This window comes from Nocardioides luteus, from assembly GCF_014648595.1.
Taxonomy (GTDB): Bacteria; Actinomycetota; Actinomycetes; order Propionibacteriales; family Nocardioidaceae; genus Nocardioides; species Nocardioides luteus.
In genome coordinates this window covers 18,792-34,561 of sequence record NZ_BMRK01000015.1, presented here as the reverse complement: position 1 = coordinate 34,561, position 15,770 = coordinate 18,792, and the positions used below count along the sequence as shown (strand labels likewise).

Genomic DNA, 15,770 nt, shown 5'->3' with positions numbered 1-15,770 from the left:
AGGTCAGGCGGTCTTCATGCCCCAGCGGACGACCGTGCGGCGCTCCAGCCAGGTGAAGACGAGGTCGAAGCAGATCCCGATGAGCGCGATCGTGACCAGCCCGGCGAAGGCGTCGGCGATGTGCAGGTAGGTCTTGGCGTTGTTGATGAAGTAGCCCAGCCCACCGCCCTCGCCGGCCACGCCGAAGACCAGCTCGGCGGCGATGATGGTGCGCCAGCCGAAGGCCCAGGCGCTCTTCAGCCCGGAGACGGTGTGGGGGAGCGCGGCGGGGACGAGGACGTACCAGACCAGGCGTACGCCGCGCAGCCCGATGTTGCGACCGACCGCGACGACGGTCGGGTTGGCGGTGCGGAAGCCCTGGCTCACGTTGATCGCGATCGGCCAGATCACCGCGTTGGCGATCACCACGATCAGGGCGGTGGTGTTGATGCCGAACCACAGCATCGCCAGCGGCAGGATCGCGACGGCCGGGAGCGGGTTGAGCATCGAGGTGAGCAGGACCAGCAGGTCCTCCCCGATCGTGGTCCAGGTGGCCAGCGTGGTCAGCACGGCCGCGGCCACGATCCCGATGGCGAGCGCCTGGCCGAGGATGCGCAGCGTCAGCAGGGTCGAGTCGAGCAGCGCTCCGCTGCGTACGCCCTCGACCATCGCCTCGGCCACCTCGAGCGGCCCGACGAGCACGAGCGGGCTGACCCCGCCGAAGCGGACTCCGAGATCCCAGGCCACCAGCAGGACGAGGAGCAGGAGGCCGCGGCGTACGACGGTCGGCAGGTCACCCCAGCGCGGGGCCCGGCGGGCGACGTCGGCGGGCACGTCGGGGCCGGTGGCCGCCGCGGTGGGCGGGGGAGCGGTCTGCGTCATGCCGCCACCTCGTCCCCGGCGAGCAGCGACCGCAGCCGGGTCTGCGCCGCGACGAAGGCTGCTTCGGTCGGGTCGTCGAGGCCGCGTACGTCGAGGGTCTCGACGACGTCGGACGGGGGCGTCGACAAGACGACCACCTGGTCGCCGACGTAGACGGCCTCGGAGATGCTGTGGGTGACGAACAGGACGGTGATCCCGGTGTCTGCGGCGACCTGCTTGAGCTCGCGCTGGAGCCGGTCGCGGGTCTGCGCGTCGAGGGCTCCGAAGGGCTCGTCCATCAGGAGCACGTCGGGCTCGAGCGCCAGCGCACGGGCGATCGCGACGCGCTGCTTCATGCCGCCCGAGAGCTGATGGGGGAAGCGGGTCGCGGCGTGGTCGAGTCCCATCACCGAGAGCCAGTGGCCGGCGCGCTCGCGGGCCTGCTCGCGCGTGCGGCCGTTGGCGCGCAGCGGGAACTCCAGGTTGCCCCCCACGGTGCGCCAGGGGAAGAGCTGGTCGAACTCCTGGAAGACGACGGCCCGGTCGGGGCCGGGTGCCGCGGAGGCGGCGCGGCCGTCGACGGTGATCGTGCCCGACCAGGGCTGCAGGAACCCGGCGGCGGCCTTCAGGATGGTCGACTTCCCGCAGCCGGACGGGCCGAGCAGCATCGTCGTGGATCCGCGGGGGATGGCGAACGACACCCCGCCCACGGCGAGGTGCGGCTCGCCGTCGACGACGTAGCCGAGGCGTACGTCGCTGACCTCGAGCATGGACACGGAGGGCCTCCAGGTGTGGTCGTCAGAGTCGACTTAGAAAACTAAGTCACTCGACTATAGCGACGCGGAGAGGTCTCCCTGGGTGTGGCTCAGGTGATGAACAGACCCACGACCCAGGTGATCGTGGCGAGCGTCGCGGCGACGGCATCGATCACGATGAAGAGGCCGACCGCCTTCATCGCGGTCCAGGTCGAGGCCCAGGCCTGCCCCGCGCTGCCGCCGTGGCGGCGCAGTTCGGCGAGGAAGACGCCCAGGGGGAAGCCCACGAAGACGCCGACGACCGGGATCACGAAGAAGCCGACGATCGCCAGGATCGCGCCGACGACCTGGGTGGAGAGCGGCATCCCGGAGTCCTTGAGGCGCTTGCCGGGGATGGCGTACTTGGTGATCAGCCCGATGGCGATGAAGACCGCGGATATGGCGAAGATCACCCACCCGGTGGGCTCGCCCAGCCAGATGGCCCAGCCCAGGATCGCCGCAGCGACGAGCAGTGCACCGCCGGGGAGGATCGGGACGATGATGCCGGCGATGCCGAAGGCGATCACCAGCGCGACGAGGACTTCGACGAGACTCACGGGGTGACCTTAGTCGCACTGCGGGCTAAATGCGCCGGAGGCCCGGACCGTCGTGGTCCGGGCCTCCGGGGAGTCGGTGGGTGATCAGTTCTTCTCGGTGAGCTTGTGCGTCTCGTCGGTGATCGAGCTGGCGATCTCCTTGAGCTTCTCGCCGTGCTCGCGGGCGTGGTGGGCACAGAACAGCAGTTCGCCGCCGGAGTGGAGCTCCGCACGTACGTAGGCCTGCGCCCCGCACCGGTCGCAACGGTCCTCGGAGGTGAGCGGCGAGCTGGTGGCAACGGCAGTGGTCACATCGGCCTCATTTCTGAATCATGATTGCGCCGGGATAACGTACGTGAGCCGTAGAAGATTCCCCAGATGGCTGGCATCTCTTCGCGGACTCTTACCTCCGTCGCACCTCTAATCCTTGCAGTTGTCGCTCCTGGCTGGGGGCCCGGGTCGGACCTACCCCGCGGGACATCGCTGTCCGTGACAGACATTCTTACCTGTCGACTGATCATTTCGTGCATCGAAACCCGCAAGTTCCGCGTAACGGACCGATCACGACGCGTCCTGTGCCGCCCGGCGGCGCGTGCCCTGTTGCCGCGTGCCTCCGTCAGAGCCGGGCGTGTCGCGCGGTAGATTTCTACTCAGCAGCACCTCGGTGACGCCCCGAGAACCCCACGAGCAGCAACGCAGCACAGCCAGGAGCCGATCATCTCTGACAACACCTACAACGCAGCGCACCTCCTCGTCCTCGAGGGCCTGGAGGCGGTGCGCAAGCGTCCCGGTATGTACATCGGCTCGACCGATACCCGCGGTCTCATGCACTGCCTGTGGGAGATCATCGACAACGGCGTCGACGAGGCGCTGGCGGGTGTGGCCGGTCACGTCGAGGTGACGATGCACCCGGACGGCTCGGTGGAGGTCTACGACGACGGCCGCGGCATCCCCACCGACAAGGAGCCCCGCACCGGTCTCCCGGGCGTCGAGGTGGTCGCGACCAAGCTGCACGCGGGCGGCAAGTTCGGCGGCGGCTCCTACAACGCGACCGGCGGCCTGCACGGTGTCGGCCTCTCGGTGGTCAACGCGCTCTCCAGCCGGATGGACATCGACGTGGACCGCTCGCCGGCCCAGCAGGGCATCTCCTTCCGCCGCGGTGTGCCCGGCGTCTTCGACGGCGACGGCCCCACGGCCGCCTTCACCCCGCAGAGCGGCCTGAGCCGCAAGGGCAAGCGCGTCGCCAAGGGCAAGACCGGCACCCGCATCCGGTTCTGGCCCGACAAGCAGATCTTCACCAAGGACGCCCGCTTCGAGCTCGAGGGGCTGCTGGGCCGCGCGCGCCAGACCTCGTTCATCGTCCCCGGCCTGGAGTTGGTCATCCGCGACCTCTCCGGCAACAGCGGCGAGGGCCCGGTCGAGGAGAAGTTCCGCCACGACGGTGGCATCGCCGAGTTCGTCGACTTCCTGGCCAAGGACGAGCCGGTCAGCGGCGTGCTCCGGCTGCAGGGCTCCGACACCTTCACCGAGACGGTGCCGATGCTCGATGACGCCGGCCACATGACGCCGCAGGACGTCGAGCGTGAGCTCGGTGTCGACATCGCGGTGCGGTGGGGCAGCGGCTACGACACCGAGATCCGCTCCTTCGTCAACGTGATCGCCACCCCGAAGGGCGGCACCCACGTCAGCGGCTTCGAGAACGCGCTGACCAAGACGTTCAACGACGCCATGCGCGCCACCAAGGTGCTCAAGGTCAGCGACAAGGACATCGTCAAGGAGGACGTCCTCGAGGGCCTGACCGCGGTCGTCACCGTGCGGCTGGCCGAGCCGCAGTTCGAGGGCCAGACCAAGGAGATCCTCGGCACCCCGGCGGCCCGCAGCGTGGTCCGCAAGGTCGTCGCCGCGGAGATGAAGAAGTTCCTCACCGAATCGCGCGGCGCTCAGAAGCAGCAGGCCAAGCTGGTGATGGAGAAGGTCTACTCCGCCTCCAAGACCCGGCTCTCGCTGCGTCAGCAGAAGGAGAACCAGCGCCGCAAGAACGCCCTGGAGTCCTCCGCGCTACCCTCCAAGCTCGCCGACTGCCGCACCAGCGACGAGCGCGCCGAGCTCTTCATCGTCGAGGGTGACTCCGCGCTCGGCACCGCCAAGGTGGCCCGCAACTCCGAGTTCCAGGCGCTGCTGCCGATCCGCGGCAAGATCCTCAACGTCCAGAAGGCATCGGTCGGCGACATGCTGAAGAACGCCGAGTGCTCCGCGATCATCCAGGTCGTCGGCACCGGCACCGGCCGCTCGTTCGACCTGGACGGGGCGCGCTACGGCAAGATCATCTTCATGGCCGACGCCGACTCCGACGGCGCCCACATCCGCACGCTCCTGGCGACGCTCTTCTTCAAGTACATGCCGGAGCTGATCGCCGCGGGCCGTGTCTACACCGCCGTCCCGCCGCTGCACCGGATCGAGATCTCCAACCCGAAGAAGGGCATGGAGAAGTACGTCTACACCTACTCCGACCAGGAGCTGCAGCGGAAGCTCGCCGAGCTGAAGAAGAAGAACGTCACCTGGAAGGACCCGGTGCAGCGCTACAAGGGTCTGGGTGAGATGGACGCCGACCAGCTGGCCGAGACCACGATGGACCCGCGCCACCGCACGCTGCGCCGGCTCACGCTCGACGACGCCGACGCGGCCGCCGGGGTCTTCGACCTGCTGATGGGCTCCGACGTCGCTCCGCGCAAGGAGTTCATCGTCGCCGGGGGCGGTCAGCTCTCCGAGACCGACCTCGACTTCTAGGCGCGACGGTGGACCAGAAGGCGGCCCGGACAGCGGCGAGCAAGGCGTTCAAGGCTGGCGGAATGCCGCTGCGCAAGGGCCACCACCGGCTCGGTGACCCCAAGAAGGACGACATCGTCTGGTACGTCGACCTGCGCGCCAAGGGCGCCGGACCGACGGCGCCGCTGCTCTTCGAGATCGGGTGCTGGGTCGCTGCCCTGGGTCATCCGGAGCCGGAGGGCGGCGCTGTCGACTGCCCGCTCCTGCTCGACCGGCGGGTCGCGGCGACCACCCCTGCCGAGATGACCGATGAGGTCGGCGAGCTCGTCGCCCTCGTCGGTGATCTCGACTCCGTCGGCACGCTGCGCGAAGCGCTCGCCGACGGTCGGCTGGGTCGACCGCTGGTCGACCAGTCGCTGCGCAGCCACCTCGACGGCTGACGGCTTCGGTCGGGTCGGGCTCAGCGCTGGTCGGGCTCAGCGCTGGCCGGTCTCAGCGCTGGCCGAGCAGCGCGAAGAGGTCGCCGACCTGGCCGAGGTGACCGAGCTTGTCGGGGTTGAGCACGTTGTGCAGGCGTACGATCCGGCCGTCCTCGACGTCCAGCGCGACGACACCGAGCAGGGCGCCGTCCGCGCCGCGGGTCAGCATCGCGGGCTGCCCGTTGGCGTAGGAGAGCTCGAGACGTACGCCGAAGCGCTCGCCCTGACGCATGAGGCCGAGCAGGAAACGGGCCACGGCGACCGCGCCGAGCATCGGCTTCTGGATCGCGGGAGCGCGGCCGCCGCCGTCGGCGACGAAGACGACGTCGTCGGCGAGGAGCCGCTCCAGACCGGCGACGTCGCTGGCCGACAGGGCGGCGACGAACCGGGCGGCCAGCTCCTCGCGCCGCTCGGGTGAGGGGTCGAACCGCGGCGTCCCGTCGGCGACCCGCCTGCGCGCGCGGGTGAAGATCTGGCGGCAGTTGGTCGCGCTCTTGTCGACGACCGCGGCGATCTCCTCGTAGTCGTAGCCGATCACCTCACGCAGCACGAAGACGGCGCGCTCGACCGGGGTGAGCGACTCCAGCAGCACCAGGAACGCCGTGCTGACGGTCTCGTCCAACTCGAACCGGTGGGCCGGGTCCTCGTCGGTGACCAGGATCGGCTCGGGCAGCCATGGGCCGACGTACTGCTCACGGCGGTGGCGGGCCGAGCGCAGCGTGTCGATGGCGACCCGGGTGGTGACCGTGGTGGCGTACGCGTCGAGGTTGTCGACGTCCTCCCCGGACTGCTGAGCGCGGTGCATCCGCAGGAACGCTTCCTGCACGACGTCCTCGGCCTCTGCGACGCTGCCGAGCATGCGGTAGGCGATCGAGAACATCAGCGGGCGGAGCCCGTCATGAGCGGTAGCGAGGTCCACGAGCGCAGGACGTTACGCCTGCTGTCACACGAGCGCACGCTGTTTCGTCGGTCGGGTCGGACATCGAGGAAAGGAACCAACATGCGCATCTTCATCGCAGGCGGAACCGGTGCGGTGGGCACCCGGATGGTGCCCCTGCTGGTGGCTGCAGGACACCAGGTCTACGGGTCGACCCGCCACGACGCCGGGTGTGAGCGGCTGGCCGCCATGGGGGCGAACGGAGTCGTCATGGACCCGCTGGATGCCGACAGCGTCCGCGTCGCCGTCGCCGTCGCGAAGCCGGAGGTGGTCGTCCACCAGCTCACCGCCCTCGGCAGCCTGAGCGGCAACCTCAAGAAGTGGGACGAGGAGTTCGCCGTGACCAACCGGCTGCGCACCGAGGCCACCGACCACCTGATGGCGGCGGCTCGGGCGAACGGTGTACGGAGGGTCGTCGCGCAGAGCTTCGGCGGCGGCTGGACGCTGGAGCGCACCGGCGGCTGGGTCAAGGACGAGACCGCTCCGCTGATCGCCGACCCCGGCAAGGAGGCACGCGCCACGCTCGCGGCGATCCGCCACCTGGAGGAGGCGGTGACCGCGCCGGAGGCCGGTGTCGAAGGCCTGGTGCTGCGCTACGGCAACTTCTACGGCCCCGGCAACGCCACCTCCCGCGAGGGAGCGATCGGCGAGCTGCTGCGCAAGGGACGGATGCCGGTGGTCGGTGGCGGCACCGGGGTGTGGTCGTTCGTGCACATCGACGACGTCGCCTCGGCGACCGTGGCCGCGATCGAGCGCGGCGCCCCCGGCATCTACAACATCGTCGACGACGAGCCGGCGCCGGTGAACCAGTGGATGCCCCACCTCGCCGAGCAGGTCGGCGGCCGGACCCCGATGCGGCTGCCGGCCTGGCTGGCCCGGCCGATGATCGGTGAGTTCGGCGTCGCGGTGATGACGTCGGTACGCGGCTCCTCGAACGCCAAGGCCAAGCAGGAGCTCGGCTGGTCGCCGTCGTACGCGACCTGGCGCGACGGCTTCCGGACGGGTATCGGCTGAAGGTTATGGTGACGCGGTGAAGATGATCGCGTTGCAGGACGAGTGGTGGCCGACGATGACCTGCTTCGGGTGCGGGCCTGCCAACGCCGAGGGGCTCCGGCTGAAGAGCTATCCGCAGCTGGACGGGAGCGTCACCGCGACGTTCCAGCCGTGGCCGCAGCACGACAACGGCGGCGGCTTCCTCAACGGCGGGATCATCGCGACCCTGCTCGACTGCCACAGCGCCGCCGCGGTGCACCAGGAGGCGTTCCTCAACGGCTGGATGCCTGCCCAGGGGGAGTCCCTGGCCTATGTGACCGCCGGGATCGACGTACGCTACCGCCGGCCCGCTCCGCTGCGGGAGCCCGTCACGCTCATCGCCTCGACCAAGGAGGCCAGCGAGGACGAGATCACCTCGTTGGTGCGGCTGGAGTGGGACGGGAAGGTCCGCGCCGAGGGCGAGGCGCTGTGGAAGCGGTGGCGCCCGCGCAGCTGAGAACGGAACGGCCCCCGACTCATGGTCGGGGGCCGTTCGTGTTCATCGGCGCTAGTCGAGCAGCTCGGTCACCGTGCCGGCGGCGACGGTGCGCCCGCCCTCACGGACCGCGAAGCCGAGACCGACGTCCATCGCGATCTCCTTCTCCAGCTCCACCCCCAGCTCGACCGTGTCGCCGGGCATCACCAGGGCGATGTCGCCCAGGTCGATCCCGCCGGGCACGTCCGTGGTCCGGAAGTAGAACTGCGGCCGGTAGTCCGCGGCGAACGGCGTGTGCCGGCCACCCTCGGCCGTGGAGAGCGCGTGCAGGTTCGCGCGGAACCTGCGGTGGGGACGTACGCTGCCGGGCAGCGCCACGACCTGGCCGCGGCGGACCTGGTCGCGCTTGACGCCACGCAGCAGCACCGCGGCGTTGTCTCCCGCCTCGGCGGACTCCAGCGACTTGCCGAAGGTCTCCATCCCGATCGCCGTGCTGGCGAACGTCGGGCCGAGACCCACGACCTCCACGGCGTCGCCGACCTTCAGGGAGCCGCGCTCGACGGCTCCGGTGACCACGGTGCCTCGTCCGGTGATTGTGACGACGTTCTCGATCGGCATCAGGAACGGCTCGCCGAGCTCACGCTCGGGCACCGGTACGTACTCGTCGACCGCGTCCAGCAGCTCACCGATCGCGCCGGTCCACTTTGGGTCGCCCTCCAGCGCCTTCAGCCCGGAGACCCGCACGACCGGCACGTCCTCGCCCGGGAAGCCGTACTCCGAGAGGAGCTCACGGACCTCCAGCTCGACCAGGTCGAGCAGCTCGGGGTCGTCGACCATGTCGGCCTTGTTGAGCGCGACCACCAGGTAGGGGACACCCACCCGGTGCGCGAGCAGCACGTGCTCACGGGTCTGCGGCATGGCGCCGTCCTGAGCGGAGACGACCAGGATCGCGGCGTCCACCTGGGCGGCGCCGGTGATCATGTTCTTCACGTAGTCGGCGTGCCCGGGCATGTCCACGTGGGCGTAGTGCCGGGTGGCGGTCTCGTACTCGACGTGCGAGATGTTGATGGTGATCCCGCGCTGCAGCTCCTCCGGGGCACGGTCGATGCCGTCGAAGGCGATGAAGCGGTTGGCACCCGGGTCCCGCTCGGCGAGCACCTTGGTGATCGCAGCGGTCAGGGTCGTCTTGCCGTGGTCGACGTGACCCATCGTCCCGATGTTGAGGTGCGGCTTGGTCCGCACGAACTGGCTCTTGGCCATCTGATGTCCTTGTGTCTGTCGAAGGTTTCGGGGTGAGCCAGGACCCTCCGGCAAGCCCTCGCGGCGCTGTCACCGCGGCGAGGGGGCCGGTGCGGACCACCCTCCTCCGCGGGTCCTGCAGGGCAGGAGGAGGGTCAGCTTCGAGTGCCGGTGCAATCGACAGACGGCGTCCACGCGGGAGCGCCCGTCAGGCCGTTGCCTGACAGGTGGAGCTCGGAGACCACGCGGAACATGTGCATCACGGTAGGCGTCAACGCCCACCGCGGCAACGGAATTCCCGGCGCCCTACCGGTGTGGCTCGAGGCGTACGACGACCGACTTCGAGGTCGGGGTGCGGCTGCCGTCGGCGTAGGAGTCGAGCGGGACCAGGACGTTCGTCTCCGGGAAGTACGCCGCCACACAGCCGCGCGGCGTGCCGTAGGCGACCACGCGGAAGGTCTTGGCGCGCCGCTCGCCGTCGGTCCACACCGAGACGATGTCGACGGTCGCACCGTCCTCGATGCCGAGCTCGCGCAGGTCGTCGGGGTTGACGAAGACGACGTGACGCCCGCCGGTGATGCCGCGGTAGCGGTCGTCGTAGCCGTAGACGGTGGTGTTGAACTGGTCGTGGGAACGCAGCGTCTGCAGCAGGAGGTGACCCGGCGGAGCCTCGACCGCGGTCAGTGGGTTGGCGGTGATGCGGGCCAGACCGCTCGTGGTGGTGAAGGTGCGGGAGTCGCGGGGGCCGTTGGGCAGCGGGAACCCGTTGGGCGACTTCAGCTTGTTCTCGAAGTCCTCGAAGCCGGGCACGACCCGGGAGATGTGGTCACGGATCCGGTCGTAGTCGACGCCCAGCCCGGTCCAGTCGACACCCTGGTCGGACCCGAACAGGGCTTCACCCAGCGCACAGATGATGCCGACCTCGCTGCGTAGGTCCTTCGACCCGGGCAGCAGCCGGCCGTAGGAGCCGTGGACCATGCCCATCGAGTCCTCGACGCTCACGTGCTGCTCGCGGCCGCCGGTCTCGTCGCGCTCGGTGCGGCCCAAGCACGGCAGGATCAACGCCTCGCGCCCGTGGTGCACGTGGCTGCGGTTGAGCTTGGTCGAGACCTGGACCGTGAGGCCGACGTCGGCGAGCGCTGCGGTGGTGACGGCGGTGTCGGGCGTGGCGGCGGCGAAGTTGCCGCCGAGGGCCATGAAGACGTCGACGGCGCCGTCGCGCATCGCCTCGATCGCGGCGACCACGTCGTAGCCGTGCTCGCGCGGCGGGTCGAACCCGAACTCGTCGCGGAGCGCGTCCAGGAACGCCGCCGGTGGCTTCTCCCAGATGCCCATCGTGCGGTCGCCCTGCACGTTGGAGTGACCTCGGATCGGGGCGACGCCGGCGCCGGGCTTGCCGATGTTGCCCCGCAGCAGCAGGAAGGAGGCGATCTCGCGGATGGTGGGGACGGAGTTCTTGTGCTGGGTCAGGCCCATCGCCCAGCACACGATGATCCGCTCGCGGGACTCGACCAGGTCGGCCAGCGACTCGATGTCCTCGCGGGGGATGCCGCTGAGCCGGGTGATGTCGTCCCACTCCATCGCCGCCCAGGCCTGCGCCGCGACGTCGAAGCCCTCGGTGTGCTCCTCGAGGAACGGGTGCGCCACGGCGTCGCGCTCGACGAGCAGCTTGTTGAGCCCGGCGAACAGGGCCAAGTCGCCGTTGACCTTCACCGGCACGTGGACGTCGGCCAGCTTGGTGCCGACGCTGGAGACGCCGCGCAGGGTCTGGGGGTTGCGGAACTTGACCAGACCGGCCTCGCGGAGCGGGTTGATCGAGACGATCTTGGCGCCGTGGGACTTGGCCTCCTCGAGCGCGGTGAGCATCCGCGGGTGGTTGGTGCCGGGGTTCTGGCCGGCGATCATGATCAGGTCGGCGTGCTCGGCGATGTCGGCGTACGTCACCGTGCCCTTGCCGATGCCGATGACCTCGCCGAGCGCGGTGCCGCTGGACTCGTGGCACATGTTGGAGCAGTCGGGCAGGTTGTTGGTGCCGAGCTGGCGGGCGAGCAGCTGGTAGACGAAGGCCGCCTCGTTGGAGGCGCGGCCCGAGGTGTAGAAGACCGAGCGGTCGGGGTCGGTCGCGCGCAGCCGGTCGGCGATCAGCCCGATCGCGTCACCCCAGGAGATGGGGGAGTAGTGGGTCTCGCCGGGGCCGATGTACATCGGCTCGGTCAGCCGCCCCTGCGCCTCGAGCCAGTGGTCGTCGCGCTCCCGCAGCGAGGCGACCGAGCTGGCCGCGAAGAAGTCGCGGTCGACCCGCTTGCGGGTCGCCTCCCAGGCCACCGCCTTGGCGCCGTTCTCGCAGAACTCGGCCGCCTTGCGGTGGTCGGGGTCCGGCCACGCGCAGGAGGGGCAGTCGAAGCCACCGACCTGGTTGACCTTCAGCAGCGTCTGCAGGCTTCGCTTGGGGCCCATCTCGCGCAGCGAGTACTCCAGCGAGCGGAGCACTCCCGGGATCCCGACCGCGGACGTCTTCGGGTCGCGGATGCGGAGGGTGGGTTCGGGCAGGTCCTCGGCGTGCTCGTCAGTGTGCTCGGTCACTCTCAGCACACTACTCCGAGGCGATCGCCTCGAGGACGTCTTCCCGCCCGGCGCGGATGGCTGGGAGGAGCGCGGCCAGCACACCGACGACCACGGCGACGCCGAGGAACGTGGCGAGCTGGTCGAGCGGCACCCACAGACTGGTGAGGTCATCACGCAGCGCGTCGCGCAGCAGCACCCCGAAGAGCACCCCGAGGGCGAGACCGAGGACCGCGCCGAGGACCGCGATGGTCACCGACTCCAGGGTGATCATCCGGCGCAGCTGGCCCCGGGAGAGCCCGATGGCCCGAAGCAGGCCGATCTCGCGGGTGCGCTCGATGACGCTGAGGCCGAGGGTGTTGACGATGCCGATCACGGCGATCACGATCGCCAGCGCGAGCAGACCGTAGATCATGTAGAGCAGCTGGTTGACCTGCCCCTTGATCGACTCGGCGAACTCGTCCTTGTCCTGCACCGCGACCACCGGCCGGTCCTCGACGAGCTCGTCGAGACGCTCGTGGACGGCGCCGGCGTCGGCGCCGGGGGAGAGCAGGATGCTCAGCGAGGCGTCCTCGCGCGGCACCTTCGCCGAGACGAGGTCCTCGATGCGGATGTTGATGTTGCCGGTCACCTGGGTGCGGGCGATGATCCCGCTGATCTGCGGCTTCAGCTGCCGGCCGCTGGCGAAGGTCAGCTGGATGCGGTCCCCGAGCTTCCAGCCGTGCTCCTCGGCCTCCTCGTCGGTGACCAGCACCTGACCGGGCTTGACCGCGTCGGTGCCCTCGAGCACCTCGAGGTCGTAGATCCGGGAGAGGTGCTCGTCGACGCCGAAGAGGAAGGCGACGTCGTTCTTCTTCGGGTTCTGCAGGTCGACCTCGCCGAGGACGGCCTGGGCGATCTGGGAGCGGGAGATCGTGGAGACGCCCTCGACCTCCTCCATCTCGTCGCCGATCGAGGTCGGGAACGGCGTGAAGGTCGGGCTCTGCACGACCAGGTCGGGCTTGAACTGCTCCTCCACCACGTCGGTGATCGAGGCGTTCATCGAGGCGGCGAGCACCCCGATCAAGGAGACCAGCGCCAGCCCGATCATCAGCGCCGACGCGGTGGCACCGGTGCGGCGCGGGTCGCGCATGGCGTTCTGACCGGCCAGCTTGCCGGTCATCCCGAAGACGAGGCCCGAGACCGTACGCAGCGCTGCCAGCACCGGACGGCCGAGGAATGCGCTGATCCAGGCGACCGAGAGGATCGAGATCCCGGCGCCGACACCCACCCACAGGGCGGGGCTGGTCGGCACGTCGAACCCGCCGGGCAGGGTGATCTCCGGGATCCCGATCCGTGGCACCGCGGCGAGGCCGAGACCGACGAGGAGGAGCACGAGACCCACCGACGTACGCAGGACGGTGGACCTGGCCGGAGGCTGGGTGTCCTCGCGCATGGCCGCGACCGGCGGCACCTTCGCGGCTCGCCGCGAGGGGAGCAGCGCAGCGGCGAGCGTGACGGCGACGCCGACGGCGTAGGAGACCCAGATGGTGCGTGGGGTGAGGACGAGGACGTCGGAGGCGATCTCCAGCCCGGCCTGCCGGAAGGCGCCGGCCAGGGCGTGGGCGAGCCCCCAGCCGGCGAGGACGCCGATGGTCGCCGCGACCAGGGACATCACCAGCGCCTCGAACAGCACCGAGGTGGTGATCTGGCGGCGGGATGCGCCCAGCGCGCGCAGCAGCGCCAGCTGGCGGGAGCGCTGGGCGATCAGGATCGAGAAGGTGTTGACGATGATGAAGGCGCCGACGATGACCGCGATCACCGCGAAGACGATCAGGAAGACCGAGATCACGTCGAGGAAGTCGCCGATGGCGTCCTCGGACTCGGCGACGACCTTGTCGCCGGTGATGGCCTCGAAGCCCTTGGGCAGGACCGTGTTCGCCGCCTCGACCAGCTCCTTCTGGCTGACGCCCGGAGCAGCGGTCAGCGAGACGCCCGAGTAGAGGTCCTTCCCCTCGGTGAACAGCTCCTGGGCGCCGATGGTGCTGAAGACGAGCAGCTGGGCGCCGGCGGTGCCGCCACCGTTGAACGCCGCGGTGCCGGTCAGCGTCGCCTTGCGCCGGGTCTCGCCCTGCGGCACGATCAGGGCCACCGAGTCGCCGACCTCGTAGCCGGCCTTCTCCGCGGTCCCCTCGTCGAGGACGACCTCCGTGGTCGACTTCGGCCAGCGGCCGTCCTGGAGCTCGAGCATCGGCTCGCCGAGGAGGTTGGGCGAGCCGGTGTAGTTGAACGAGAGCGTCGGAGCCCCCGAGCTGTTGATCAGCTTGTCGTCGGTGTCGAGCACGTAGAGACCGGAGCCCTGGACCGTGCCGTCGGCGCGCTCGACCTCGGGCAGCGTACGCAGCCTCTCGATGGTCTCCGGCTTCAGCGACGCCGCGCTGCCACCGCCGGGGCGGGCGGCGGCCTCGGCGTCGGTGGCGCTGTTGGCGGGCCGTACCTGGGCGTCGGGGGTGGAGCCGTTGATGATGCCGGAGAAGGTGCGGTCCAGCCCGTGGGAGAAGGTGAGGACGCCGGCCAGGAACGCCACGCCCAGCACGATCGCGAGCGTCGACATCAGCAGCCGCACCTTGTGCGCCGCCAGGTTACGGAGGGTCAGCCGCAGCACCTCAGGCGCCTTCGCCGATCGGAGCCAGCCCCATGGCCCGGGACTGCAGGTCGGACATGTGGGCCAGGATCTCCTCGCGGCTCGGCCTGGCGAGCTCGTCGACGACGCGGCCGTCGGCCAGGAAGATCACCCGGTCGCAGTAGGACGCGGCGACCGGGTCGTGGGAGACCATGACGATGGTCTGGCCGAGGTCGTCGACGCTGTGGCGCAGGAAGTCGAGCACCTGGGCAGCCGAGGTGGAATCGAGGTTGCCGGTGGGCTCGTCGGCGAAGACGATGTCGGGCTGCGAGACCAGGGCGCGGGCACAGGCGACCCGCTGCTGCTGCCCGCCGGAGAGCTCGCTCGGCTTGTGGCCGAGCCGCGGCCGCAGGTCGACCGTGTCGATGACCTGGTCGAACCATTTCGGGTCCGGCTTCTTCCGGGCCAGCGAGAGCGGCAGCAGGATGTTCTCCCGCGCGGTCAGCGTCGGCACCAGGTTGAAGGCCTGGAAGACGAAGCCGATCTTGTCGCGGCGCAGCGCGGTGAGCCGGCGGTCGCGCATCCTGCCGAGCTTGCGGCCGCCCACGACGACCTCGCCGGTCGTGGGCTTGTCGAGCGCCGCCAGGCAGTGCATCAGCGTCGACTTCCCCGAGCCCGAAGGGCCCATGATGGCGGTGAACTGACCTGCGTAGAGGTCCAGGCTCACGCCGTCGAGCGCGCGGACCTCCGCGGCGCCCTTGCCGTAGGTCTTGTGCAGGCCGATCGCCTGGGCGGCGATCTCACGAGGAGGTGCCGGGTCCTGCTGTGCCGGGTCTGTGAGGCTCACGCCCCAACTCTTGCCTACAGGTGGTTGAGACGCATGCCAATTCAAGCGTCATCTGAGGCCAGGTTTCCTCAAAGCGTAGATCTCGACCCGCTTCGCGGGTTCGCAGGCTCACCCGCTGCGCTCGCTCGATCTCTTCGCGTTACGACCCTGCTCGCTTCGCTCGCAAGGTCGTAGGCTCAGATCTTCTGGTTGAGCAGACCGGTGTCGACGTCGTAGATGAACCCGCCGACCTCGACGTCGTCGGGGATGAACGGGTGGGAGCGCACCTTGGCGACGTCCTCGCCCAACGCGCGGACCTGGTCCTCGATGACGTGCAGGTGGAGCCAGGAGGCGTCCTGGCCGGCGGACTCGGCGAGCTTCGCCCGCAGCTCGGCCTCCGACTGGGAGGCGACCGCACAGCGGGTGTGGGGCACCACCAGGATGCGCTTGACGTTGAGCAGGTGGACGCCGAGCACCAGCGCCTCCATCGCCTGCGGGGTCACCCGGCCACCCGGGTTGCGGAAGATCTTGGCGTCGCCGAGGCCGAGCCCGAGCATGCCCAGCGGCTCGATCCGGGAGTCCATGCAGGTCACGATCGCGACGCCGGCGTGCGCGACGCCGTCGAAACCGCCGTCGCCGAACTCCTCGGCGTAGGTCCGGTTGGCGGCGAGGAGATCATCGAAGGCACTCATGCCGCCAAGGTATCCGATATCCCGGCGAC

14 protein-coding genes are annotated in these 15,770 nt (G+C 69.8%); 4 read left to right on the top strand and 10 right to left on the bottom strand.

The genetic code is table 11. The annotated features are described in order from the left end of the window. Nucleotides 1-3 precede the first annotated feature (3 nt). The 4 genes from IEY81_RS17665 to IEY81_RS17650 form a co-directional block, all read right to left on the bottom strand. Nucleotides 4-861, bottom strand: coding sequence for an ABC transporter permease (locus IEY81_RS17665; protein ID WP_189119808.1), 858 nt, complete (start codon nt 859-861; stop codon nt 4-6). Further along, entirely contained in the window at nt 858-1,610 is a 753-nt protein-coding gene (locus IEY81_RS17660; protein ID WP_189119874.1) for an ABC transporter ATP-binding protein, read from the bottom strand. Before IEY81_RS17660 ends, IEY81_RS17665 begins: the two co-directional genes overlap by 4 nt. A gap of 95 nt (nt 1,611-1,705) precedes the next feature. Continuing rightward, entirely contained in the window at nt 1,706-2,191 is a 486-nt protein-coding gene (locus IEY81_RS17655) for a DUF456 domain-containing protein (RefSeq protein ID WP_189119807.1), read from the bottom strand. An 84-nt stretch (nt 2,192-2,275) separates the two neighbouring features. Continuing rightward, the gene (locus tag IEY81_RS17650) at nt 2,276-2,482 is read right to left on the bottom strand and encodes a DUF7455 domain-containing protein (protein WP_040756289.1); all 207 of its coding nucleotides are present in this window, start codon (nt 2,480-2,482) and stop codon (nt 2,276-2,278) included. Between the two features lie 480 nt (nt 2,483-2,962). On the opposite strand from IEY81_RS17650, the gene IEY81_RS17645 reads away from it, so the two are divergent. Next, on the top strand, nt 2,963-4,957 hold the full coding sequence (locus IEY81_RS17645; protein WP_189119806.1) for a DNA gyrase/topoisomerase IV subunit B: 1,995 nt from the start codon (nt 2,963-2,965) through the stop codon (nt 4,955-4,957). A gap of 8 nt (nt 4,958-4,965) precedes the next feature. Continuing rightward, entirely contained in the window at nt 4,966-5,376 is a 411-nt protein-coding gene (locus IEY81_RS17640; RefSeq protein ID WP_189119805.1) for a hypothetical protein, read from the top strand. A gap of 52 nt (nt 5,377-5,428) precedes the next feature. Here IEY81_RS17640 and IEY81_RS17635 read toward each other — a convergent pair whose 3' ends face one another. Then, nucleotides 5,429-6,334 carry an RNA polymerase sigma-70 factor gene (locus IEY81_RS17635; protein WP_189119804.1) on the bottom strand — a complete coding sequence of 302 codons (906 nt, stop codon included), beginning with the start codon at nt 6,332-6,334 and terminating at the stop codon, nt 5,429-5,431. An 81-nt stretch (nt 6,335-6,415) separates the two neighbouring features. Here IEY81_RS17635 and IEY81_RS17630 point away from each other — a divergent pair, with 81 nt between their 5' ends. Together IEY81_RS17630 and IEY81_RS17625 are read left to right on the top strand one after the other, a co-directional pair. After that, entirely contained in the window at nt 6,416-7,366 is a 951-nt protein-coding gene (locus IEY81_RS17630; protein ID WP_189119803.1) for an NAD-dependent epimerase/dehydratase family protein, read from the top strand. 22 nt (nt 7,367-7,388) lie between these two features. Continuing rightward, nucleotides 7,389-7,841 carry a PaaI family thioesterase gene (locus IEY81_RS17625; RefSeq protein ID WP_229787966.1) on the top strand — a complete coding sequence of 151 codons (453 nt, stop codon included), beginning with the start codon at nt 7,389-7,391 and terminating at the stop codon, nt 7,839-7,841. A gap of 51 nt (nt 7,842-7,892) precedes the next feature. Here the strand turns inward: IEY81_RS17625 and tuf are convergent, their stop codons facing one another. From tuf to IEY81_RS17600, 5 genes are all read right to left on the bottom strand, one after another. Next, nucleotides 7,893-9,080 carry an elongation factor Tu gene (gene tuf / locus IEY81_RS17620; protein WP_189119801.1) on the bottom strand — a complete coding sequence of 396 codons (1,188 nt, stop codon included), beginning with the start codon at nt 9,078-9,080 and terminating at the stop codon, nt 7,893-7,895. A 285-nt stretch (nt 9,081-9,365) separates the two neighbouring features. Continuing rightward, nucleotides 9,366-11,642 carry an FdhF/YdeP family oxidoreductase gene (locus tag IEY81_RS17615; protein WP_189119800.1) on the bottom strand — a complete coding sequence of 759 codons (2,277 nt, stop codon included), beginning with the start codon at nt 11,640-11,642 and terminating at the stop codon, nt 9,366-9,368. A 10-nt stretch (nt 11,643-11,652) separates the two neighbouring features. After that, complete coding sequence (locus IEY81_RS17610) at nt 11,653-14,265, bottom strand: ABC transporter permease (protein ID WP_189119799.1); 2,613 nt, start codon at nt 14,263-14,265, stop codon at nt 11,653-11,655. Nucleotide 14,266: 1 nt separating this feature from the next. Next, the gene (locus IEY81_RS17605) at nt 14,267-15,070 is read right to left on the bottom strand and encodes an ABC transporter ATP-binding protein (RefSeq protein WP_229787954.1); all 804 of its coding nucleotides are present in this window, start codon (nt 15,068-15,070) and stop codon (nt 14,267-14,269) included. Nucleotides 15,071-15,246: 176 nt separating this feature from the next. After that, nucleotides 15,247-15,741, bottom strand: a complete 495-nt coding sequence (locus tag IEY81_RS17600) for a beta-class carbonic anhydrase (protein ID WP_189119798.1) — start codon at nt 15,739-15,741, stop codon at nt 15,247-15,249. Between the last annotated feature and the right edge of the window lie 29 nt (nt 15,742-15,770).